A 21,236-nucleotide genomic window follows, 5' to 3' on the forward strand; every position below is an offset into this window, starting at 1 on the left:
GGAACGGGCCGTTTCGTATGGGGGTGACCGCTGTGCCACCTGGGGTGGCTACTTCGCCACGTGGATCCACTGCGCCTCGGACGGCGTGCCTTCACCGTCCACGCCGAAGACCATGTACCAGCCGGGCGGCACCAGCGTCCGGTCCTCGGGGACCGTGACGGTGACGGAGTTCCCGGACTTCTTCAGGTCGAGCGCGATGGAACGCTGCTCGACATCCGTCGTGTGCGTGACCGCGCTGGGCCGCATCAGCCGGGCCTTCACGATCTTCGAGGGATCGGCCGACTCGAAGGTCGCCCGCCCCTTCCCGTCCGGCTCCCGCGGCCCATTGCTCAGCTGCGGCCGGTCCGCCTTGTCCCGGTAGAGGTACGGCGGTGTGTAGACCTCCATCCGCTGCTCGAACTTGCCGAGCTTGGTGTTGTCCTTGTCGCCGAAGAGCGAGTCGGAGCCGAAGGTCGCCACGCGTCCGTCGGGCAGCAGCAGCGCCTCGGAGTGGTAGTTGCGGCCCACGGAGGGGTCGGCCGCCGTGAAGAAGCGGTCCGCCGAGGGGTCGTAGAACTGCGCCTTGAGGATGTTGGACGCGCCGCGCCCGCGGTAGTCGTACGAGCCGCCGCTGGTGAAGACGGTGTCGTCCGGCATGATCACGCTGTTCAGGTAGCGCGTGCCCTGCGGGAGATCGGGCCCGGTGCGGAACTCCGGGTCGTCCTCCTTCAGGTCGATCACGGCGGTGCGCGCGGTCGCCTTGTCGGACTCGCCGACCCCGCCGCCGCCGAGGATCATCACCTTCTGGTCCTGGGCGGGCGGCAGGAGCAGCGAGGCCGAGGTCTCGGTCTGGTCCATGTCCTCCAGGCCCGGGACCTTCTCGAAGGTGTTGTTCTCCAGGTCCCACAGGCCCGGCTCGCGGCCCTTCTCGGCGGGCCCGTAGCCGGCGTTGGAGGCCGGGTAGAAGAGCTTGCCGCCCTTGGTGAGGAAGAGGGCGGGATAGGTCGGGAAGTAGCGGAACGGTCCCTTCTTCCACTTCTTCGTCGCCGGGTCGTAGATCTCGTTGTCGCCGGGGTCGACCACGCCGACCTCGTCGAGTCCGGAGACCGCGAGCACCTTGCCGTCCTGGAGCGTGACGAGCGTCGGGTACCAGCGGGCCTTCGCCATCGGATCGACCGGGATGTACTTCTCGGCCACCGGGTCGAACTCGTAGGCGGCCCGGATGCCCTGGAAGTCCTGCTTCTCCATGTCGATCTTCTCGGTGAGGCCGTAGACGTTGTCCGCGTCCTTGCCCCTGAGCCCCTCGATCTCGTACTGCGCCTGCTTCTCGGTGACCGAGGCGTCGCCCTCTTCGGCCGCCTCCACGAAGACGCGTTCCTCGGCGGCCTTCACCTTGGTCTTCCAGGGCTTCATCACCCCGCTCTTGGTGTACGACTTCTCGAAGGTGCGTTTCGCCTTGGGGATCTTGACGTCGAACTGGCTGATGTAGGTCTTGCCCGTGGGCGAGCGGAAGCGCGTGCCCTTCTTGAGGGTCACCTCCTTGTCCGGGCTCTCGTTCTTCACCCGCATCAGACCGCCGGCCCGGGTCACCGCACCGTCGAGCACCTCGTAGCGGGCGGTGCCCCCGGCCACCAGGAGCCGGCCGTCGGGGAGCTGGGTGTGGCCGGAGCAGAAGAAGTCCTCGGGGGTGGGGATCTTCTTGAAGGAGTCGTCGGCCGGGTTCCACAGGATGGTATCGAAGGTGCCGGCGTCGAAGTTCTTCTGGCTGTTGCCCGAACCGGCGACGATCAGCACCTTTCCGGTGTGCAGAAGGGCCGCGTGAATGGCGTTCGTACGGAACTCCTCGGGCACGTCGACCGTGTTCCAGGAGCCGTACTTCGCCTTGTAGCCGGGCTGCGAGATCTTGTACTCGTGGTACTGCTCCTCGGCGAAACCGACCGCGGCCGGTGCGTTGAGTCCGGCCAGGATGACGACGGCTCCGACGCCCATCACCGTCTTCTTCTGCCGCTTGCTCGGTGAGTAGTACGGCATCGGTCAGTTTCCTCCTGTCGAGCTGCTGGAAACGGTGGAGCCGGTGGAGACACTGGCCGGGGAGGGTGCGGGGGCCGGCGCGGCGGCCGCTGCGGAGGCCGCCGCCGCGCCGCTCACGGCGAGCGCGGGCTCGGGTCCGCCGGCGCGCACCATGCGCTTGCGCCGTATCTCCCCGAAGGCCCAGACGACCACCGGCGCCAGCGAGATCACGAGCGCGAGCACCGCCCAGGTGCGCATCGCCACATGGGTGTGGCCGAGCACGAAGGACGCGACGAGGGAGGTGGCGAGGATCGTGGCCCACATGAGGTGGATACGGAAGGTGAGCAGCCGGTCCGGTGAGGCGTCGCCGCCCTTGGGCGTGACCACGAAGCGGCTGGGGCGGCGCAGGACCGCCTCACCCAGCGACTTGGCGTAGATCGGCGCGGAGAGCGCGGACATCGCCATGCCCGCGAGTCCGCCGGAGCCCTCGGGTTCGTGCGGGGAGACGTTGTGCCGGCGGTTCCACAGGTAGAGGCCGACCTGGAGTGCGGCCGCGTCGCTGTAGAGCATCAGCCAGATCGACGCGGCGACCTGGGTGCCGGACGCGCCGAACCACAGGAACAGGACGCAACTGAGGATGCCGAGCACCCAGTTGACGGCCGTCATGGGGTAGTAGACGAGCATCAGCGAGTAGTTGAAGAGCCGCCCGAACGGCATCCGGAAAGGCGCCTTCCAGTACTGCTTGAACAGCGTCTCGTACGTGCCGCGCGACCAGCGCATCTGCTGGGTGAAGAAGTCGGTCCAGGACTCCGGGCCCTCGCCGACCGCGAGCACGTCCGGGGTGTAGACGGAGCGCCAGTGGTGGCCGGTGAGCGGGTTCTTCGTGCGGTGCAGTTCGAAGCCGGTGGCCATGTCCTCGGTGATCGAGTCGTAGAGCCCGCCGACCTGCTTGACGGCACTGATGCGTACGGCGTTGTTGGTGCCCACGAACATCGGGGCGCGGTAGCGGTTGCCCGCGCGCTGGATCAGCGCGTGGAAGAGGAACTGCTGGGACTCGGCGGCCTTGGTGACGGCGGGGTTGTAGTTGCCGTACACCTGCGGTCCGACGACGAAGGCGATGTCCGGGTCGCGGAAATAGCCGAGCATCCGCTCCAGGAAGTTGGGCATCGGCACGTGGTCGGTGTCGACGGAGGCGAAGAACTCGTAGTCCTTGCCGTGCATCGCCAGCCAGGCGTTGTAGTTGCCGTGCTTGGTCTTCGCCTTGTGGACGCCCTTGTCGCGGTTCCACTCGGGTATGCCCTTGCGGGTGAAGTGGCGCACGCCCAGTTCGGCGCAGAGCGCCTTGGCCTCGGGGTCGTCGCCCTCGTCGAGCAGCCAGACGTCCAGGAGACCGTCGTGACGTATCGTCACGGCGCCTTCGAGGGTGCCCCGCACCATGGCGAGGGGTTCCTTGCCGGGCACGTACGTCGTCAGGAAGGCGACGCGGGTGCCGGGTTCGGCCCGTACGGGGACCGGGTCGCGGGCGACCATCGTCGCGTGGGCGATGGAGACCACGTTGACCACCATGAACAGCTCGATCAGTCCGATCGCCACGAGCATCGTGGCGTCGAGATAGACGAGCCAGCGGTCGCCGCCCTCGCGCTGGGTCCAGTGCGTGGGCCAGACCAGGTAGACGAGCAGGATGCCGGTGAGCACCGGTGCGAGCGTCATCAGGAGGACGGCTCGTATTCGGTGCGGCTCACGCGAGAGGAGCTTGGTGTACTGCACCCGGTAGGCGGCTCCGTCGGGCTCGGTGAGCGGCCCGGCTATCCGGCTGTGGGTGTCGTAGTCGTAGCCCTCCGGCCGCACAGCGCCCTCCTCTGGATCGGTCCCGTCGCCCTGATCGAACGAGCCAATACCCCAACAAAAGAGGAGAAATCCGGGCGTGTCGACCGGAGGGAGACCGTAGAGGGCCGAGCGTGCGCTTTTTGATCCTGGACGGAGGGCCGGTCAGGGTTCGTGAGTTGCGCACTCGCCGAGGTGATGCGCAGGGGCGCGGACGGCAGACCGCCTGCGAACGCGGCCAGTTGCTCCTTAGAGCCTGTTTCCGAACCCCCGTCGTTCGTCCGGAGGACGGCGCAGCGGCGTTCGGTGCGTGCTCTCGGCGTGCGGCGGTCCAGGTCCTGTGGCGGAGCCACCGGTCCTGGGGCGCCGTGCGGCGAAGGGGGCACCTCCCTGCTCGAACGAAGTTGAGAGCTTGGGGGCGCGTGCCGGGCGTCGGGGCGCAGGCGGGGGTTCGGAAACAGGCTCTTAGCCGCGCACGGACCTGCGCAGCCGGTGCCGCACCGCGCGCTGGGCGATCGGACCGAGCTCCTCCACCGCCGCGACCAGCACGGACAGCTGTTCAAGGGCCGCCAGCGCACGCTCGGCGCCCGCGGGATCGACCCCTTCGTAGAGCTCGATACCGACGAACGAGGCACTCACCGCACGCGCGAGTCCGACCGGATCCGCGAACTCGCCGAGCGGGCTCGCGGACAGGACGCGAACGAGCACCTTCTCGATCTCGGCGATCCACAGCTCGAGACCGGCCGCGGTCGCCGGGGCGAGAGGCGCGTGGGTCTGGGCGCCGGCGAGGAGCTGGGCGAGGACGGCGACATGGCCGTCGGCGCTCTCCTGCTCATGCATCTCGCGGCCGAAGACCAGCAGGTCCGCGAGGGTGTCGATACGGTCGAGCCGCTCGCGGTAGAGCGCCACGCGCTGCTCGGAGGCATGGCGGCAGGTCTCGGCGAGCAGTTCGTCGACGGACCCGAAGTGGTAGAAGACCAGCGCCTGGTTGACGCCGGCCGCGGTCGCGATGGTGCGCGCGGACGCCTTGGCGATGCCCTGCTCGACGAGGGTGCGCAGGGCGCCCTCGATCAGCTTCTGCTTTGTCTCGGCGCTCTTGGCGGCCTTGTCCCGGGCCGCCTTCTCCTTGGCCGAGGCGCTGATGGCGCGGGGTGTCACGCGCGGGCCTCCTCGCGTACGGGGCGCAGGCCCGCGCGGACGCCGCAGCGGCCGACGTCGGTGTAGCGCGCGGTGAACGAGCCCTCGTAGCCGAAGAGCGGTCCGAAGCGGCGGTTGGTGACGCGCACGCGGATACGGAACCGTCCGGCCTGCTCGTCGTAGTGTTCGCGTACCTCCGCGTCGCCGCCGATCAGCTCGGGCACGCGCATGTCGAGGCGGCCCTCACGGAAGCGGTGGATGCCGGAACGGATCACCAGGCCGCCCCGGCCGTCCACCGAGAGGTGCAGGTCGGAGGCCAGGTGCTGGTGCGTGCCGAGGTAGTCGAGGATCCGGTCGCCCCGCGGGCCGAGCACCATCTGGGCGTCGAAGCGACGCGGGCCGCCGGGGAGCTTGAACGTGCGCACGAAGCTGACGGTCTCACGGCCGTACGTGTCGGTGTACGGCACGTTCTCGATGGTGAACGGGATGTGGCGGCCCTCGCGCGGGACGAGGATGTTGCGCGTGGTGCCGACCGCGAGGAACGGCTTGACCCAGGCGCCCCCGTGCCAGATGCGGTCCATCACGCCGGTGCCGAAACATGCCTCGCCGCTCGCCAGACCGACCGAGAAGCGGCGCTGCATCTCGGGGTGCAGCCGGTCGAATTCGGCGCCGAGTACGGTGCGGAAGATCGAGCTCATGGTCAGTTCTCCTGGTCGAGCGTGCGAAGGAGCCGGGGCGCGCGGGCCTCGGCACGCGGGGTGCGGCCGCAGCGGCGGGCGGCCGGGGTGAAGGGCAGCGGCGGCGCCTTCAGGAGCAGGAGCGTGATGGCCGCGGGCAGCCCGCCGATCACGAGGAACAGCGGGATCAGGCCGTATGAGAACTCGCCGTGGACCAGCGCGAGCAGGCCCATGAGCAGCGGCTGGAGCGCCATCACGACGAACAGGCCGAGCACGGCGAGCAGCAGCAGGGCCCGCAGGAGCATCTCGGTGAGCCAGTGCGCCAGCGACCAGCGCGGTGTGATGCCCTCCTCCAGCCAGAGCCGCAGCCGGTCGAAGGACCAGGCGGTGGCCCAGCCCATCAGCGGGCGGAACACGAGACGGTCGGCAGCCTTGCCGAAGCGGCCCCAGCGCGGGGTGTAGTCGTAGCCGGTGATGAAGCGGACGCCGCCCTCCTCGGGCACGTACCGCCAGTAGCCGCTGCCCTCCTTCAGGAGTGAGAGCGGGTGCGGCGAGGAGAAGCGCAGGGCGGAGGTGCGGCTGCCGTCGGGGCGGCGCTTCTCGCCGGCCGAGATCCCGGTGCCGGCGATCGTGAGGAAGGGCAGCGGACGGGTGGCGTACCGGAAGTGCTGCGGCTCGCCCTCGGCCTTCGGGAGGTAGTCGATCTCACCGAAGCGGAGGTCCCAGCGGGCGTGCTCGACCGGGTTCTGGGTGCGCTCCCAGAGGTCGTCCATGTCGGCGCGTATCAGCGCCTCGACGTACAGGCCCTTCGTCTCCCCCATGGTGAACTCCCTGCTCAGTACGTTCTTGAGCGACTGCTCAACAGGGAAGGTACACATTTTTGAGCGAGTGCTCAACTCCCGGGCACGAGAAAACCCCCGCCCTGATGGGCGGGGGTTCTCCACGCTTGCTCGGCGTCCGGTCCGAGCCTCAGCTCTCGGCCAGATACCGCTGCACGGTCTCGGCCTTCTTCGTCAGACCGTCGGTGTGCCCCGGCCGGATGTCGGCCTTCATCACCACGGACACCCGCGGGGCCCGTGCCTCGACGGCGGCGACGGCGCGCTTGACCACGTCCATCACCTCGTCCCAGGTCTCCCCCTCGACGGACGTGAACATCGCGTCCGTGCGGTACGCGAGACCCGAGTCCCGGACGACCCGTACGGCGTCGGCGACGTACTCCCCCACTTCGTCACCGACACCCAGCGGTGTCACCGAGAAGGCGACGATCATGCGCCGACCACGCCTTCACGGCGGGCACGCGAGGCGATGACCTGGTCGCGCTCCTCGGCGCGCAGCATCTTCTCGGCGTAGAAACCGCCGAAGGGGATGACCGAGAGCACGAAGAGGATCAGCGGGCGCTTCACGGCCCACTTCGTCTTGTTCCAGGCGTCCGCGAGGAACACGAGGAAGAGCACGACGAGCACACCGTGCACCGCACCCATCACGGGCACGGCGTTGAAGTCGGTGGTGCGCTTGAGCACCGAGCACAGGAGCAGCAGCAGGAACGACACCGCTTCCACGGCGGAGACGAGTCGCAGGCGGCGGATGGCGGAGGCGGTCTTGATGTCCACGGGGAGGGCACCTTCGAGACAGGGAAGTCAAAGGAGTCGTAAAGACTCAGGGCCCTCTCAGGGTACGGATCCGACTTCGGGCCCTGTCGTCGGGTATGCCCCTGCGGCTAACGTCTGCCCGTGGCAACGTTCCGACTCCAAGGCAGCAAGGTGCTCGCCGTCGACATGACCGGCGACGCCGTGAAGGCGAAGAACGGCTCGATGGTCGCCTATGACGGCCAGATGGCGTTCAAGAAACTCTCCGGTGGCGGCGAGGGCATCCGTGGGATGGTCACGCGCCGGCTCACGGGCGAGCAGATGGTGCTGATGGAGGTGAAGGGGCACGGTACGTGCTTCTTCGCCGACCGCGCCTCCGAGATCAACCTCGTCAATCTCCACAACGACAAGCTGTACGTCGAGGCCAGCAACCTGCTGGCCACCGACGCCGGCCTGCGCACGGGCACGACCTTCACGGGGATGCGCGGCGCGACCTCGGGCAACGGTCTGTTCACGACGACGATCGAGGGCACGGGCCAGGCGGCCCTGATGTCGGACGGTCCGGCCGTGGTGCTGCGCGTCTCGCCGCAGTACCCGCTGATCGTCGACCCGGGCGCGTACATCGCGCACCAGGGCAACGTCCGGCAGTCGTTCCAGTCCGGCGTGACCTTCCGCACCTTCATGGGCGAGGGCGGCGGCGAGGCCTTCCAGGTCCGCTTCGAGGGCGATGGTCTGGTGTACGTGCAGCCGAGCGAGCGGAACACCATCGGGGGTGATGTGTGATGGCCTTCCGCGAGATCAACTCGAGGATGATCGAGGTCACGGTGGCGCCCGGGCAGAAGCTGTTCTCGCAGCGCGGCGCGATGCTCGCGTACAAGGGGGATGTCTCCTTCACGCCCAACATCCAGGGCGGCCAGGGCGGAATCGCCTCGATGATCGGCCGGCGCGTGGCCGGCGAGGCCACCCCGCTGATGACGGTCGAGGGCAGCGGCACCGTGATGTTCGGCCACGGCGGCCACCACATCCAGGTGATCAACCTGACCGGCGACACGCTGTACGTGGAGGCCGACCGCCTCCTCGCCTTCGACGGGACGCTGCAGCAGGGCACGATGTTCATGGGCTCGCAGGGCGGGGTCATGGGCATGGTGCGCGGCCAGGTGACCGGCCAGGGGCTCTTCACGACCACGCTCAAGGGGCATGGCGCGGTGGCCGTGATGGCGCACGGCGGTGTCATCGAGATCCCGATCACCCCGCAGCGCCCGGTCCACGTCGACCCGCAGGCCTATGTCGCCCACCACGGGGACGTACGCAACAAGCTGTCCACGGCGCTCGGCTGGCGGGACATGGTGGGGCGCGGCTCGGGTGAGGCGTTCCAGCTGGAGCTGTCCGGCAATGGCGCGGTGTACGTGCAGGCCTCGGAGGAGAAGCTGTGACCGGCCCGGTGATCCACGATCCGACCACGCTGCCGTCGGACGACAACGTCAATGCGTACACCTTCTGCGTGGAGCTCAAGGGGAGCCAGTGGTTCCTGCAGAAGGGCAAGATGATCGCCTACTACGGGTCGATCGAGTTCAACGGGATCGGGCACGGGCGCCTGGACCGCCTGGTCCGTACGTCCTTCCACTCGCCGCTGCACGCGAGCGACTGGGTCGTGGCCGAGGGCAGCGGCAAGATGCTGCTCGCCGACCGCGCCTTCGACGTGAACTCCTACGACCTGGACGACGGCAACCTCACGATCCGGTCCGGGAACCTGCTCGCGTACCAGCCGACGCTGGCGCTGAAGCAGTCGATCGTGCCGGGCTTCCTGACGCTGATCGGGACGGGCAAGTTCGTGGCCGCGTCCAACGGCCCGGTGGTCTTCATGGAGCCGCCGATCCGGGTGGACCCGCAGGCGCTGGTGGGCTGGGCGGACTGCCCGTCGCCCTGCCACCACTACGACCACGGGTACATGTCGGGCGTGATGGGCGGCGTCCGGGCGCTGACCGGGATCGGCGGGGCCTCCGGCGAGGAGCACCAGTTCGAGTTCGTCGGCGCCGGGACCGTCCTGCTGCAGTCCAGCGAGGCGCTGATGGCCGAGCAGGCGACGGGCCACGTGCCGCACCAGGCCGGGGTGCCGGGCGGGGGCGGGACGCCGGGGCAGTCAGGGGTGCCGCGGATGCCGGGGCAGCTCGGAGATCTGCAGCGGCGGTTCGGGCTCTGAACGTGAACGGTAGTCTGCGGACTGTGACGTCGAACGCGTGCGCCCACGCGCGCGGTGTGACGCACCCCTCACCGGACCGGACTCACTGGTTCAATTTTCAACTTTCTAGGTAGAATCGATTCATGGAGACCGATAACGCCACCCCCCGCTGGCTCACCGAGGACGAGCAGTGCGCCTGGCGCACCTACCTCGCCGTGAACCGGCTCCTCACGTATCAGCTGGAAAAGGATCTGCAGCCGTTCGGCCTGACCTACAACGACTACGAGATCCTCGTGAACCTCTCGGAGTCCGAGGGTCTGCGGATGCGGATGAGTGATCTGGCCACGTCGACCCTGCAGTCCAAGAGCCGGCTCTCGCACCAGATCACCCGCATGGAGAACGCCGGGCTCGTCCGTCGCGAGAACTGCGAATCGGACCGGCGCGGTCTGTACGCGGTGCTCACCGACGACGGGCTGGCGACCATGCAGAAGGTCGCACCCCACCATGTCGCCTCGGTGCGCAAGCACTACATCGACCTGATGACCCCCGAAGCCCTCGCCGCCCTGCGCGTCACCCTCGGCCCGATCGCCGAACACCTGCACACGCAGCGCGGCAAGAGCTAATCCAGGGGGAGCTCGACGCGGAACATTGCACCACCGTCCGGCGAGCCACCGACACTCAGCCGGCCGCCGTGCCGTTCCACCACATCACGGGCGATGGCGAGCCCGAGCCCGGCGCCGCCTTCGTCGCGCGTGCGCGCGTCGTCGAGCCGGACGAACCGCTCGAAGATCCGGGCCCGTTCGTCCTCGGGAACGCCCGCCCCGTCGTCCGCGACGGTCAGCACGGCGAGCGCGCCCTCGCGCCTCAGGGCCACGGTGATACGGGACTTGGCGTGGCGCTGCGCGTTGTCCACAAGGTTGCCGAGCACCCGGGCCAACTGGCCGCGTGACCCGGTCACTTCGATGCCGTCCTCGGTCTCCGCGCCGACCGCGATCCGGTCCGCGACCCGCTGCGAGAGCTCCTCGCGCACGAACGCCGCGAGGTCCACGCGCGCCGAACCCGGCCGCTCCCCCGCGTCGAGCCGCGCGAGCAGCAGCAGATCGGCGGCCAGGTCCTGCAGCCGTACGGTGTCCTCCACCGCACCGTCGAGATCCAGCAGCTCCGGGTGCGCGGCGGCCACTTCGAGCTGGGTGCGCAGCGAGGCGATGGGGCTGCGCAGCTCGTGCGAGGCGTCGGCGACGAAGCGCCGCTGCCGCTCGACGCTCGCCTCCAGGGCCGCGAGCGTCTCGTTCGTCGTCCGCGCGAGCCGGGCGATCTCGTCGTGCGTCTCCGGCTCGGGGACACGGCGGGTCAGATCCTCGGACGCGGTGATCGCGGCCATCTCCTGGCGGATGCCCTCGACCGGGCGCAGGGCGCGCTGGGTGGCCAGCCATGTGACGCCGCCGACGACGATCACCATCGCGGGCAGACCGATCAGCATCGAGGTCAGGGCGGTGCTCGCGGCGCCCTCCGTGGCGCTCAGCGGGGCGCCCGCGTACACGGTGACGGTGGTGTCCTCGCGCGTGGTCACCTCGACCGCGGCGAAACGGTAGGAAGCGGTGTCACCGTCGACGGTGGCCTTTCCGCTCGCGTGCCAGACGCGGTCGGAGATCTCACCGATCTCCGGGTCGCTGTCGTCGCGGTCGTCGTCCTCGTCGTCGCCGTCGGGGGCGAGCGAGGGACGCGGCTGGACGGCGGCCACACCTGTCCCCGTGATCTGCTCCAGGTCCTCGCTGGCCGCGCGCAGCCGGTCCTCGCGGTCGACCACCTGCACCGGGTGGTCCTCGCCGTCCGGGAGATCGAGATTCGCGTACGGGGTGCCGAAGGCCAGCTGGGCCGCCACGCGGCGCGCGGCGGACTCGGCCTGCGCCGAGGCCTGTTCGGTGAGGTTGGCGCGCAGGGACAGGAAGACGGCGGCACCCGCGCCGATCAGCGCGACGGCGACCACGGCGGTGGCACCGAGGGCGGCACGGGCGCGTACGGAGGAGAAGAACCGCTTCATCGCGGCTCCCCCGCCCCGGGTCCCGGCCCGCCCTCCAGGCGGTATCCGGCGCCGCGCACGGTCTTGATCAGCCGGGCGCCGAGCTTGCGGCGCAGGGTGCTGACGTACACCTCGACGATGTTGGGATCGCCCTCGTACGCGAAGTCCCACACGTGCTCCAGGATCTCGCTCTTGGAGACGACCTCGCCGGCCCGCAGCGACAGCTGCTCGAGGACCGCGAACTCCTTCGCGGTGAGGGTGATCTCCTCCTCGCCGCGGTGCACGCGCCGCGCGGCGGTGTCGACCCTGAACTCCCCGAGCTCGATCACGGGCGAGGCACTGCGCGCGCTTCCCCGCCTGCGCAGCAGGGCCTTGATCCGGGCCACGAGCACGACGTACGAGAACGGCTTGGTGAGGTAGTCGTCGGCGCCGGTGTCCAGCCCTTCGGCCTCGTCGTACTCGCCGTCCTTGGCGGTCAGCATCAGGATCGGCACGTCGTTGCCGGCGGCGCGCAGGGTGGAACAGACGCGGTAGCCGTTCATGCCGGGCAGCATGATGTCGAGGATCAGCAGGTCGTAGTCGGTCTCGCTCGCACGATGCAGCCCTTCGAGCCCGTCGTGCACGACGTCGACGGCGTAGCCCTCGGCGGTGAGGCCCTTGGCCAGGGAGAGGGCGAGACGCTTTTCGTCCTCGACTATGAGCAGGCGCATGCGTCAAGGATCGCAGGGGTCGGCTGAAGAGATCTTCAGGCTGCGGGGCGACTCAGCCCCGCGTCAGCCCCGACACCAGCTCGTCCGCGGCCGCGTAAGGGTCGAGGCCGCCCGAGGCGACGCGTTCCGCGAGGGCGCCGAGGTGCTGGTCTCCGCTCAGATCCGCGATCCGCTCCCGCAGCGCCGTCACCGCGATGGTCTCCACCTCGCGCGAGGCGCGCGCGACCCGGCGCTCGGCCAGCACCCCACGCTCCTCCATCCACGCCCGGTGCTTCTCCAGCGCCTCGACCACCTCGTCGACCCCCTCCGCACGGGAGGCGACGGTCTTCACGATCGGAGGGCGCCAGTCGCCCGGCCCACGGGACTCGCCGAGCCCGAGCATGTGGTTGAGCTCGCGGACCGTGGCGTCCGCCCCGTCACGGTCCGCCTTGTTGACCACGTAGACGTCACCGATCTCCAGGATCCCGGCCTTCGCCGCCTGGATCCCGTCGCCCATGCCGGGCGCGAGCAGCACCACGGACGTGTCGGCCTGCGAGGCGATCTCGACCTCGGACTGGCCGACGCCGACCGTCTCGACGAGGACGACGTCGCAGCCCGCCGCGTCCAGGACCCGGATCGCCTGGGGCGCGGCCCACGCGAGGCCGCCGAGATGGCCGCGGGTGGCCATCGAGCGGATGTAGACACCGGGGTCGGAGGCGTGGTCCGCCATCCGGATCCGGTCACCGAGCAGCGCACCGCCGGAGAACGGCGAGGAGGGGTCCACGGCGAGGACCCCGACGCGCTTGCCGGCCCGCCGGTACGCCGACACCAGCGCCGACGTGGACGTCGACTTGCCGACACCGGGCGAGCCGGTGAGCCCCACCACGTACGCGTGACCGGTGAGCGGCGCGAGCGCCGCCATCACCTCCCGCAGCTGCGGCGACGCCCCCTCGACCAGCGAGATCAGCCGGGCCACGGCCCGCGGCCGGCCCTCCCGCGCCTGAGCCACCAGCGAGGGGACGTCGTGCATCTCAGCTCCAGTTCCTGTCGTACGTACGCAGTGAGACCCAGGCCCTTGGAGGCGTCAGGCCTTGGGGACCCGCACGATCAGTGCGTCGCCCTGACCGCCGCCACCGCACAGCGCGGCCGCGCCGATGCCGCCGCCGCGGCGCTTGAGCTCCAGCGCCAGGTGGAGGACGAGACGCGCGCCGGACATGCCGATCGGGTGCCCGAGGGCAATGGCGCCACCGTTGACGTTCACCTTTTCCGGCGTCACGCCGAGGTCCTTCATTGACTGGACCGCGACCGCCGCGAAGGCCTCGTTGATCTCGATGAGGTCGAGGTCCTCGACCGAGATGCCCTCCTTCTTGGCGGCGTGCTGGATGGCGTTGGACGGCTGCGACTGCAGCGAGTTGTCCGGGCCCGCGACGTTGCCGTGCGCGCCGATCTCCGCGATCCAGTCGAGGCCCAGCTCGATGGCCTTGGTCTTGCTCATCACGACGACCGCGGCCGCACCGTCGGAGATCTGCGAGGCGGTGCCCGCGGTGATCGTGCCGTCCTTGGCGAACGCGGGGCGCAGCTTGCCGAGGGACTCCGCGGTGGTCTCCGCGCGGATGCCCTCGTCCTTCGAGAAGATCACGGCGTCGCCGCGGCGCTGCGGGATCTCGACCGGGGTGATCTCGGCCTCGAAGATGCCGTTCGCCTGCGCGGCGGCGGCGCGCTGGTGCGAGAGCGCACCGATCTCGTCCTGCTCGGCGCGGCCGAGGCCCAGACGGGTGTTGTGCTTCTCCGTGGACTCGCCCATGGCGATGCCCTCGAAGGAGTCGGTCAGACCGTCGTGGGCCATCGAGTCGAGCATCTCGATCGCGCCGTACTTGAAGCCCTCGCGGGACTTCGGCAGCAGGTGGGGAGCGTTGGTCATCGACTCCTGGCCGCCCGCGACGACGATGTCGAACTCGCCGGCGCGGATGAGCTGGTCGGCGAGCGCGATGGCGTCGAGGCCCGAGAGGCAGACCTTGTTGACGGTCAGCGCCGGGACGTTCATCGGGATGCCGGCCTTCACGGCGGCCTGGCGTGCCGGGATCTGCCCTGCCCCGGCCTGAAGGACCTGGCCCATGATCACGTACTGGACCTGGTCACCGCCGATACCGGCGCGTTCGAGCGCGGCCTTGATCGCGAAGCCGCCGAGGTCGGCTCCGGAGAAGGACTTCAGCGAACCGAGGAGACGTCCCATCGGGGTACGGGCCCCGGAGACGATCACTGTGGTCGTGCTGTTCGTTCCAGACATGAGGCGTGGCCCCTTGCGAGATGAGGAGTGAACGAGGGTTTACTTGCAATGTACTGAGCGGTACCCGCCGCGGTCACCGGGCTATGAGTGTGATCGCGCGCACGTTGCGTAATCGCGGCCCGAGGCGCTGCACTGGGTGAATGCTGACGCGCATCGACCACATCGGGATCGCCTGCCACGACCTGGAGAAGACCGTGGAGTTCTACACCTCCACGTACGGCTTCGAGGTCTTCCACACCGAGGTCAACGAGGAGCAGGGCGTTCGCGAAGCCATGCTCAAGATCAACGAGACCTCCGACGGCGGGGCCTCCTACCTCCAACTGCTCGAACCGATCCGCGAGGACTCCACGGTCGCCAAGTGGCTCGCGAAGAACGGGGAGGGAGTTCATCACATCGCGTTCGGTACGGCCGACGTCGACGCGGACGCCGCATCCGTACGCGATAAGGGCGTCCGTGTCCTTTATGACGAGCCGCGAAAGGGATCGATGGGGTCAAGGATCACCTTCCTGCACCCCAAGGACTGCCACGGCGTCCTGACCGAACTCGTCACTTCCGCACCGGCGGAGTCCCAGGACCACTGACCTCGGCATATCGCGCCCGGTAGGGTTGGGGGCGGCCGTCCGCGCGTTCGGGACGGCCGCTTGCCGGGGTCTCGATCGCGGGGACGGGGCTGCCCCCGTCATGCCGATGATCTGACACCATTCCCCGGAGGCCCCGTTCGGCGGATGGACAGGGCTCGCACGAGGAGCTTGGGGAAGGATCGGACTCGCAGTGCGGGGCTACGAAGGCCAGGAGAGCAGGCGGCCGGCTGAGACCGACTCCCTCTCGCGGTTCGAAGCCGAGATGGACCGGCTGAAGAAGGACCGTGAGAAGGCGGTCCAGCACGCCGAGGATCTGGGCTACCAGGTCGAGGTGTTGCGCGCCAAGCTCCACGAGGCGCGCCGCAGCCTCGCGAGCCGTCCTGCGTACGACACGGCGGACATCGGCTACCAGGCCGAGCAGCTGCTCCGTAATGCCCAGTTGCAGGCCGACCAGCTGCGCAGCGACGCCGAGCGCGAGCTGCGCGAGGCCCGTGCCCAGACCCAGCGGATCCTCCAGGAGCACGCCGAGCAGCAGGCCAGGCTGCAGTCCGAGCTGCACTCCGAGGCCGTCTCGCGCCGCCAGCAGCTCGACCAGGAGCTGGCCGAGCGCCGGCAGACCGTCGAGAACCACGTCAACGAGAACGTCGCCTGGGCCGAGCAGTTGCGCGGCCGCACCGAGCAGCAGGCCCGCCGGCTGCTCGACGACTCCCGTGCCGAGGCCGACCAGGCGCTCGCCGCCGCGCGCGCCGAGGCCGAGCGGATCAACGCCGAGGCCCGCCAGCGGCTGACCGGCGAGGCCGAGTCGGCCCGCGGCGAGGCCCAGGAGATCCTGCGCCGGGCCCGCGCGGACGCCGAGCGCCTGCTCAACGCGGCGTCCACACAGGCCCAGGAGGCCACCGACCACGCGGAGCAGCTCCGGTCCAGCACGGCAAGCGAGTCCGACCAGGCGCGGCGCCAGGCCGGCGAGCTGAGCCGGGGCGCCGAGCAGCGGATGCAGGAGGCCGAGACGGCGCTGCGCGAGGCGCGCGCCGAGGCCGAGAAGCTCGTCACCGAGGCGAAGGAGGCCGCCGAGAAGCGGCTGGCCGGCGCCGAGTCGACCAACGAGCAGCGCACCCGCACCGCGAAGGAGCAGGTCGCCCGGCTCGTCGGCGAGGCCACCAAGGAGGCCGAGGCGGCGAAGGCGGCCGCCGAGCAGCTGCTCGCCGACGCCCGGGCCGCCGCCGAGAAGGTCACCGCGGACGCCACCGAGAAGGCCCGCACCATCACGGCCGAGGAGTCGGCCTCCCAGCTGTCGAAGGCCGCCAAGACCGCCGAGGACGTCCTGAACAAGGCGTCCGAGGACGCGCAGGCGACCACGAAGGCCGCCCAGGAGGAGGCCGAGCGGATCCGCCGCGAGGCCGAGTCCGAGGCGGACACGCTGCGCGGCCAGGCGCAGGACATCGCCGAGCAGCTCAAGGGCGCGGCCAAGGACGACACCAAGGAGTACCGCGCCAAGACCGAGCAGCTGCAGGAGGACGCCCGCCGGCTGCGCGGCGAGGCCGAGCAGCTGCGTGCCGAGGCCATCGCCGAGGGCGAGCGGATCCGCGGCGAGGCGCGGCGCGAGGCGGTGCAGCAGATCGAGGAGGCGGCGTCCTCCGCCGAGGAGCTGCTCGCGAAGGCCCGCACGGACGCGGACGAGCTGCGCGGCGCCGCGGGCACCGAGGCGGAGCGCGTACGGACCGAGGCCATCGAGCGCGCGACGACGCTGCGCAAGCAGGCCGAGGAAACGCTTGAGCGCACCCGTACGGAGGCCGAGCGGCACCGTACGGAGGCCGAGGAGCGCGCCGAGGCGGTCAAGGCGGAGGCCGAGGAAGCCGCCGCCAAGCTGCGCGAGGACACCGAACGGGCTGTGGCGCAGCGGCAGTCGGAGGCGGCCGACGAGCTGACCCGGCTGCACACCGAGGCCGAGCAGCGGATCACCGCGGCCGAGGCGGCGCTCGTCGACGCGCGCGCGGAGGCCGAGCGGCTGCGCCGTGAGGCGGCCGAGGAGACGGAGCGGCAGCGCACGGAGTCCGCCGAGCGGATCCGCACGCTGCAGGCACAGGCCGAGACGGAGGCCGAGCGGCTGCGCACCGAAGCCGCGTCCGACGCCTCGCAGGCGCGCGCCGAGGGCGAGTCCTTCGCCGTACGGCTGCGGACCGAGGCGGCCACGGAGGCCGAGCAGCTCAAGGCGGAGGCACAGGACAGCGCGGACCGGATCCGGGCCGAGGCGGCGACGGCCGCGGAGCGGCTCGGGACCGAGGCCGCAAAGGCGCTGCGCGAGGCGGGCGAGGAGGCGGCCCGGCGCCGGCGCGAGGCCGAGGAGCTGCTCGGCGGCGCGCGCGGCGAGGCCGACCAGGAGCGTGAGCGGGCCCGCGAGCAGAGCGAGGAGCTGCTCGCCGGTGCGCGCAAGCGGGTCGACGAGGCGCAGGCCGAGGCCGTACGGCTGGTCGAGGAGGCGGACCGCAGGGCCACCGATCTGGTGGCGGCCGCGGAGCTGACGGCCCAGCAGGTACGGGACTCCGTGAACGGGCTGCACGAGCAGGCCCAGGAGGAGATCACCGGGCTGCGTTCGGCCGCCGAGCACGCGGCGGACCGCACCCGCACGGAGGCGCAGGAGGAGGCGGACCGGGTCCGCGCCGACGCGCACGCCGAGCGGGAGCGGGCCGCCGAGGACGCGGGCCGGCTGCGGCGCGAGGCGGCGGAGGAGACCGAGGCCGCCAAGTCGCTGGCCGAGCGCACCACGGCGGAGGCCATCGCCGAGGCCGACCGGCTCAGGACCGAGACCGCCGAGCACGCCCAGCGGCTGCGCACGGAGGCCTCGGACACGATCGCGTCGGCCGAGCAGGACGCGTCGCGCACGCGGGCCGAGGCACGCGAGGACGCCAACCGGATCCGCAGCGATGCGGCCACGCAGGCCGACCAGCTGATCGGTGAGGCGACGAGCGAGGCGGAGCGGCTGCGTGCCGAGGCCGCCGAGAACGTCGGCTCCGCGCAGCAGCACGCCGAGCGCACCCGCAACGCGGCCGAGCAGATCAAGGCGGAGGCGGCGGCCGAGGCCGAACGGATCCGCGGCGAGGCGCAGTCGGAGGCCGAGCGCACGCTCGACGAGGCGCGCCAGGCCGCCAACAAGCGGCGCAGCGAGGCCGCCGAGCAGGTCGACAAGCTGGTCACCGAGGCGGTCACCGAGGCCGAGAAGCTGACGTCGGACGCGGCCGAGAAGGCGCTCAAGGCGGCCACGGACGCCGAGTCGCAGGCCGACACGATGGTCGGCGCGGCCCGTGTGGAGGCCGAGCGGCTGGTCTCCGAAGGCACTGTCGAGGGCAACTCCCTGGTCGAGAAGGCCCGTACGGACGCCGATGAGCTGCTCGTCGGCGCGCGCCGGGACGCGACCGCGATAAGGGAGCGGGCCGAGGAGCTGCGCGACCGGATCACGGGCGAGATCGAGGAGCTGCACGAGCGGGCGCGGCGCGAGTCGGCCGAGCAGATGAAGTCGGCGGGCGAGCGCTGTGACGCGCTGGTGAAGGCCGCCGAGGAGCAGCTCGCCGAGTCCACGGCCAAGGCCAAGGACCTTGTCTCGGAGGCCAACTCCGAGGCGGGCAAGGTCCGGATCGCCGCGGTCAAGAAGGCCGAGCAGCTACTCAAGGAGGCCGAGCAGAAGAAGGCCGAGGCGCTGCGCGAGGCCGAGCGGGTCAGGTCCGAGGCGGAGGCCGAGGCCGAGCGGACGGTCGACGAGGGCAAGCGCGAGCTGGATGTCCTGGTGCGCCGGCGCGAGGACATCCAGGCCGAGATCTCCCGTGTCCAGGACGTCCTGGAGGCGTTGGAGTCCTTCGAGGCGCCCGTCGGCGGGGCCGGCGGCAAGGACGGCGGCGTCAAGGCGGGGGCGAGCGTGGGGGCCCCTCGTTCGGGTGGCAAGTCCTCGGACGGGTAGCGGATGCGGCCTTTGTCCGTACGAGGTCAGGCGTACCGCGGGCGGTAAGGGCCGTCCCAGCAGGGCACGTTCGGGTGACGATCTGGCGGCTTGTCCGTGATGGTCTCGTTCGGGTGGCGTGACGTACCGGCGGTGGCCGGAGGACCAATCCCCGTGCTCGACAAGGACGTTCGACCCTGGCGCTGGCAAGCGATCTCACGCTCAGCCACTCAAAAGGGTGGGCATTCTCCAGATCAAAACGGCATACGCTCGATGACACGCCGCCCCGGCCCCTAGGATTCCCTCTATCACCTCACCGGTCTCATTCGACAGGAACCCCATGAGCGACACTTCCCCCTACGGCTTCGAGCTTGTGCGGCGTGGGTACGACCGCGCTCAGGTGGACGAACGCATTTCCAAGCTCGTCTCCGACCGTGACAGCGCGCTTGCGCGGATCACTGCTCTGGAAAAGCGCATCGAGGAGCTTCACCTCGAAACGCAGAACGCACAGGCCCAGGTCGCGGACGCCGAGCCGTCGTACGCCGGCCTCGGTGCGCGCGTCGAGAAGATCCTGCGCCTCGCCGAGGAAGAGGCCAAGGATCTGCGCGAGGAGGCCCGCCGCGCGGCCGAGCAGCACCGCGAGCTCGCCGAGTCGGCGGCCCAGCAGGTGCGCAACGACGCGGAGACCTTCGCCGCCGACCGCAAGACCAAGGCCGAGGACGAGGGCGTCCGGATCGTCGAGAAGGCCAAGGGCGACGCCGCGTCGCTGCGGGCCGAGGCGCAGAAGGACGCGCAGCAGAAGCGCGAGGAGGCCGACGCCCTCTTCGAGGAGACCCGCGCCAAGGCCGCCCAGGCCGCCGCGGACTTCGAGACGAACCTGGCCAAGCGCCGCGAGCAGTCGGAGCGCGACCTCGCGTCCCGTCAGGCCAAGGCCGAGAAGCGCCTCGCGGAGATCGAGCACCGCGCCGAGCAGCTCCGCCTGGAGGCCGAGAAGCTGCGGACCGACGCCGAGCGCCGTGCGCGCCAGACGGTGGAGACCGCGCAGCGCCAGGCCGAGGACATCGTCGCCGACGCCAACGCCAAGGCCGACCGGATCCGCTCGGAATCGGAGCGCGAGCTGGCGGCGCTCACGAACCGCCGCGACTCGATCAACGCGCAGCTGACCAACGTCCGCGAGATGCTCGCGACGCTGACCGGTGCGGCCGTCGCCGCCGCCGGCGCGCCGGAGGACGAGCCGGTCACGCGTGGGGTTCCGGCGCAGCAGTCCCGTTGATCCCGGGCCGCTGAGGCTGTCGTACAGAGGGCGAGGCCCCCTGCCACTCCGAGTGGCAGGGGGCCTTGTCCCGTCTTAGCGTGGGCCGCATGATCGAGCTCGCGGGCCTGACCAAGCGGTACGGCGAGAAGGTGGCCGTCAACGACCTGACCTTCGCCGTACGGCCCGGCATCGTGACCGGGTTCCTCGGGCCCAACGGGGCCGGCAAGTCCACGACGATGCGGATGATCCTGGGCCTCGACAATCCGACCGCGGGTGACGTACGGATCGACGGGAAGCATTACGCGCAGATCCGGCATCCCCTCAAGTACATCGGCGCGCTGCTCGACGCGAAGGCGATGCACGGCGGGCGCAGCGCGTACAACCATCTGCTCTGCCTCGCGCAGTCGAACGGGATCTCCGACAGCCGGGTGCGCGAGGTGCTCGACACCGTCGGTCTGACCGCCGTCGCCAAGAAGAAGGCGAAGGGCTTCTCGCTCGGCATGGGGCAGCGGCTCGGCATCGCGGGCGCGCTGCTCGGCGATCCGCAGATCCTGATGTTCGACGAGCCGGTCAACGGGCTCGACCCCGAGGGCATCCACTGGATCCGCAATCTCATGAAGGGCCTGGCCGCCCAGGGCCGTACCGTCTTCGTCTCCTCGCACCTGATGAGCGAGATGGCGTTGACCGCGGACCACCTGGTGGTGATCGGCCAGGGCCGGCTCCTTGCGGACACCTCCATGGCGGACTTCATCCGGGAGAACTCGCGCTCGTACGCGCGGCTGCGCTCACCGCAGCAGGAACGGCTGCGGGACGTGCTGCACGCCGAGGGCATCACCGTCATCGAGACCGGGAACGGGACGCTCGAAGTGGACGGCACCCCCGTGGAGCGGCTCGGTGAGATCGCCGCCCGGCACCAGCTCGTCCTCCATGAGCTCAGCCCGCAGCAGGCCTCCCTGGAGGAGGCGTTCATGCAGCTCACGGCGGAATCCGTGGAGTACCACGCGCACTCCGACACCGGCGCGCCGGACACGAACGGCTGGCAGCAGTCGAACCAGCAGTGGTCGCAGAAGAAGGAGCAGTGACC

General features: G+C 70.4%; 19 protein-coding genes. 8 read left to right on the top strand and 11 right to left on the bottom strand.

Translation table 11 applies throughout. The features are described 5' to 3' along the window. Positions 1-48: 48 nt before the first annotated feature. From ACIBI4_RS29045 to ACIBI4_RS29075, 7 genes are all read right to left on the bottom strand, one after another. Complete coding sequence (locus ACIBI4_RS29045) at positions 49-2,010, bottom strand: galactose oxidase-like domain-containing protein (RefSeq protein WP_399207080.1); 1,962 nt, start codon at positions 2,008-2,010, stop codon at positions 49-51. Positions 2,011-2,013: 3 nt separating this feature from the next. Further along, on the bottom strand, positions 2,014-3,837 hold the full coding sequence (locus tag ACIBI4_RS29050; protein WP_399207081.1) for a glycosyltransferase family 2 protein: 1,824 nt from the start codon (positions 3,835-3,837) through the stop codon (positions 2,014-2,016). Between the two features lie 441 nt (positions 3,838-4,278). Further along, positions 4,279-4,956, bottom strand: a complete 678-nt coding sequence (locus tag ACIBI4_RS29055; RefSeq protein WP_399207152.1) for a TetR/AcrR family transcriptional regulator — start codon at positions 4,954-4,956, stop codon at positions 4,279-4,281. Positions 4,957-4,967: 11 nt separating this feature from the next. Beyond that, positions 4,968-5,648, bottom strand: a complete 681-nt coding sequence (locus ACIBI4_RS29060; RefSeq protein ID WP_399207082.1) for a DUF4166 domain-containing protein — start codon at positions 5,646-5,648, stop codon at positions 4,968-4,970. Positions 5,649-5,650: 2 nt separating this feature from the next. Then, positions 5,651-6,448, bottom strand: a complete 798-nt coding sequence (locus ACIBI4_RS29065; protein WP_399207083.1) for a hypothetical protein — start codon at positions 6,446-6,448, stop codon at positions 5,651-5,653. 148 nt (positions 6,449-6,596) lie between these two features. Further along, on the bottom strand, positions 6,597-6,896 hold the full coding sequence (locus ACIBI4_RS29070) for an MTH1187 family thiamine-binding protein (RefSeq protein ID WP_399207084.1): 300 nt from the start codon (positions 6,894-6,896) through the stop codon (positions 6,597-6,599). Continuing rightward, on the bottom strand, positions 6,893-7,237 hold the full coding sequence (locus ACIBI4_RS29075) for a DUF3817 domain-containing protein (protein WP_399207085.1): 345 nt from the start codon (positions 7,235-7,237) through the stop codon (positions 6,893-6,895). The genes ACIBI4_RS29070 and ACIBI4_RS29075 overlap by 4 nt, the downstream gene beginning before the upstream one ends. Before the next feature lie 120 nt (positions 7,238-7,357). Here ACIBI4_RS29075 and ACIBI4_RS29080 point away from each other — a divergent pair, with 120 nt between their 5' ends. The 4 genes from ACIBI4_RS29080 (at position 7,358) to ACIBI4_RS29095 (ending at position 10,015) form a co-directional block, all read left to right on the top strand. Further along, positions 7,358-7,996 carry an AIM24 family protein gene (locus ACIBI4_RS29080; protein ID WP_093608165.1) on the top strand — a complete coding sequence of 213 codons (639 nt, stop codon included), beginning with the start codon at positions 7,358-7,360 and terminating at the stop codon, positions 7,994-7,996. Further along, positions 7,996-8,646, top strand: coding sequence for an AIM24 family protein (locus ACIBI4_RS29085; protein WP_399207086.1), 651 nt, complete (start codon positions 7,996-7,998; stop codon positions 8,644-8,646). Before ACIBI4_RS29080 ends, ACIBI4_RS29085 begins: the two co-directional genes overlap by 1 nt. Then, a complete protein-coding gene (locus tag ACIBI4_RS29090; protein WP_399207087.1) occupies positions 8,643-9,413 on the top strand; it encodes an AIM24 family protein in 771 nt (256 codons plus the stop codon). Before ACIBI4_RS29085 ends, ACIBI4_RS29090 begins: the two co-directional genes overlap by 4 nt. 122 nt (positions 9,414-9,535) lie before the next feature. Then, positions 9,536-10,015, top strand: a complete 480-nt coding sequence (locus ACIBI4_RS29095; RefSeq protein ID WP_399207088.1) for a MarR family winged helix-turn-helix transcriptional regulator — start codon at positions 9,536-9,538, stop codon at positions 10,013-10,015. Here ACIBI4_RS29095 and ACIBI4_RS29100 read toward each other — a convergent pair. Genes ACIBI4_RS29100 through ACIBI4_RS29115 form a run of 4 tightly spaced genes read right to left on the bottom strand, consistent with a single transcriptional unit; the run spans position 10,012 to position 14,388 of the window. Next, a complete protein-coding gene (locus tag ACIBI4_RS29100) occupies positions 10,012-11,433 on the bottom strand; it encodes an ATP-binding protein (protein WP_399207089.1) in 1,422 nt (473 codons plus the stop codon). The genes ACIBI4_RS29095 and ACIBI4_RS29100 overlap by 4 nt on opposite strands. Further along, positions 11,430-12,122 carry a response regulator transcription factor gene (locus ACIBI4_RS29105; protein WP_399207090.1) on the bottom strand — a complete coding sequence of 231 codons (693 nt, stop codon included), beginning with the start codon at positions 12,120-12,122 and terminating at the stop codon, positions 11,430-11,432. Before ACIBI4_RS29105 ends, ACIBI4_RS29100 begins: the two co-directional genes overlap by 4 nt. 52 nt (positions 12,123-12,174) lie before the next feature. Beyond that, positions 12,175-13,131: a methylmalonyl Co-A mutase-associated GTPase MeaB gene (gene meaB / locus ACIBI4_RS29110; protein WP_399207091.1), complete on the bottom strand. Its 957-nt coding sequence runs from the start codon at positions 13,129-13,131 to the stop codon at positions 12,175-12,177. A gap of 54 nt (positions 13,132-13,185) precedes the next feature. Then, entirely contained in the window at positions 13,186-14,388 is a 1,203-nt protein-coding gene (locus tag ACIBI4_RS29115) for an acetyl-CoA C-acetyltransferase (protein WP_399207092.1), read from the bottom strand. A gap of 140 nt (positions 14,389-14,528) precedes the next feature. On the opposite strand from ACIBI4_RS29115, the gene mce reads away from it, so the two are divergent. The 4 genes from mce to ACIBI4_RS29135 all read left to right on the top strand — a co-directional run bounded on the left by mce (position 14,529) and on the right by ACIBI4_RS29135 (position 21,234). Next, a complete protein-coding gene (gene mce / locus ACIBI4_RS29120; protein WP_399207093.1) occupies positions 14,529-14,969 on the top strand; it encodes a methylmalonyl-CoA epimerase in 441 nt (146 codons plus the stop codon). A gap of 190 nt (positions 14,970-15,159) precedes the next feature. Continuing rightward, complete coding sequence (gene scy, locus ACIBI4_RS29125; RefSeq protein WP_399207094.1) at positions 15,160-18,918, top strand: polarized growth protein Scy; 3,759 nt, start codon at positions 15,160-15,162, stop codon at positions 18,916-18,918. 319 nt (positions 18,919-19,237) lie between these two features. Further along, positions 19,238-20,170 carry a cellulose-binding protein gene (locus ACIBI4_RS29130; RefSeq protein ID WP_399207095.1) on the top strand — a complete coding sequence of 311 codons (933 nt, stop codon included), beginning with the start codon at positions 19,238-19,240 and terminating at the stop codon, positions 20,168-20,170. Positions 20,171-20,259: 89 nt separating this feature from the next. Beyond that, on the top strand, positions 20,260-21,234 hold the full coding sequence (locus ACIBI4_RS29135; protein WP_399207096.1) for an ABC transporter ATP-binding protein: 975 nt from the start codon (positions 20,260-20,262) through the stop codon (positions 21,232-21,234). Positions 21,235-21,236: the final 2 nt, after the last annotated feature.

The sequence above is a fragment of the Streptomyces sp. NPDC050418 genome (assembly GCF_044458745.1).
Classification (GTDB): Bacteria; Actinomycetota; Actinomycetes; order Streptomycetales; family Streptomycetaceae; genus Streptomyces.

Bases quoted from the DNA above. Each gene is read 5' to 3' on its own strand.
- ACIBI4_RS29045 (WP_399207080.1), bottom strand. From the start codon at position 2,010: ATGCCGTACTACTCACCGAGCAAGCGGCAGAAGAAGACGGTGATGGGC.
- ACIBI4_RS29085 (WP_399207086.1), top strand. From the start codon at position 7,996: ATGGCCTTCCGCGAGATCAACTCGAGGATGATCGAGGTCACGGTGGCG.
- ACIBI4_RS29060 (WP_399207082.1), bottom strand. From the start codon at position 5,648: ATGAGCTCGATCTTCCGCACCGTACTCGGCGCCGAATTCGACCGGCTG.
- ACIBI4_RS29105 (WP_399207090.1), bottom strand. From the start codon at position 12,122: ATGCGCCTGCTCATAGTCGAGGACGAAAAGCGTCTCGCCCTCTCCCTG.
- mce (WP_399207093.1), top strand. From the start codon at position 14,529: ATGCTGACGCGCATCGACCACATCGGGATCGCCTGCCACGACCTGGAG.
- ACIBI4_RS29115 (WP_399207092.1), bottom strand. From the start codon at position 14,388: ATGTCTGGAACGAACAGCACGACCACAGTGATCGTCTCCGGGGCCCGT.
- ACIBI4_RS29070 (WP_399207084.1), bottom strand. From the start codon at position 6,896: ATGATCGTCGCCTTCTCGGTGACACCGCTGGGTGTCGGTGACGAAGTG.
- ACIBI4_RS29130 (WP_399207095.1), top strand. From the start codon at position 19,238: ATGAGCGACACTTCCCCCTACGGCTTCGAGCTTGTGCGGCGTGGGTAC.
- ACIBI4_RS29065 (WP_399207083.1), bottom strand. From the start codon at position 6,448: ATGGGGGAGACGAAGGGCCTGTACGTCGAGGCGCTGATACGCGCCGAC.
- ACIBI4_RS29135 (WP_399207096.1), top strand. From the start codon at position 20,260: ATGATCGAGCTCGCGGGCCTGACCAAGCGGTACGGCGAGAAGGTGGCC.
- meaB (WP_399207091.1), bottom strand. From the start codon at position 13,131: ATGCACGACGTCCCCTCGCTGGTGGCTCAGGCGCGGGAGGGCCGGCCG.
- ACIBI4_RS29100 (WP_399207089.1), bottom strand. From the start codon at position 11,433: ATGAAGCGGTTCTTCTCCTCCGTACGCGCCCGTGCCGCCCTCGGTGCC.
- ACIBI4_RS29095 (WP_399207088.1), top strand. From the start codon at position 9,536: ATGGAGACCGATAACGCCACCCCCCGCTGGCTCACCGAGGACGAGCAG.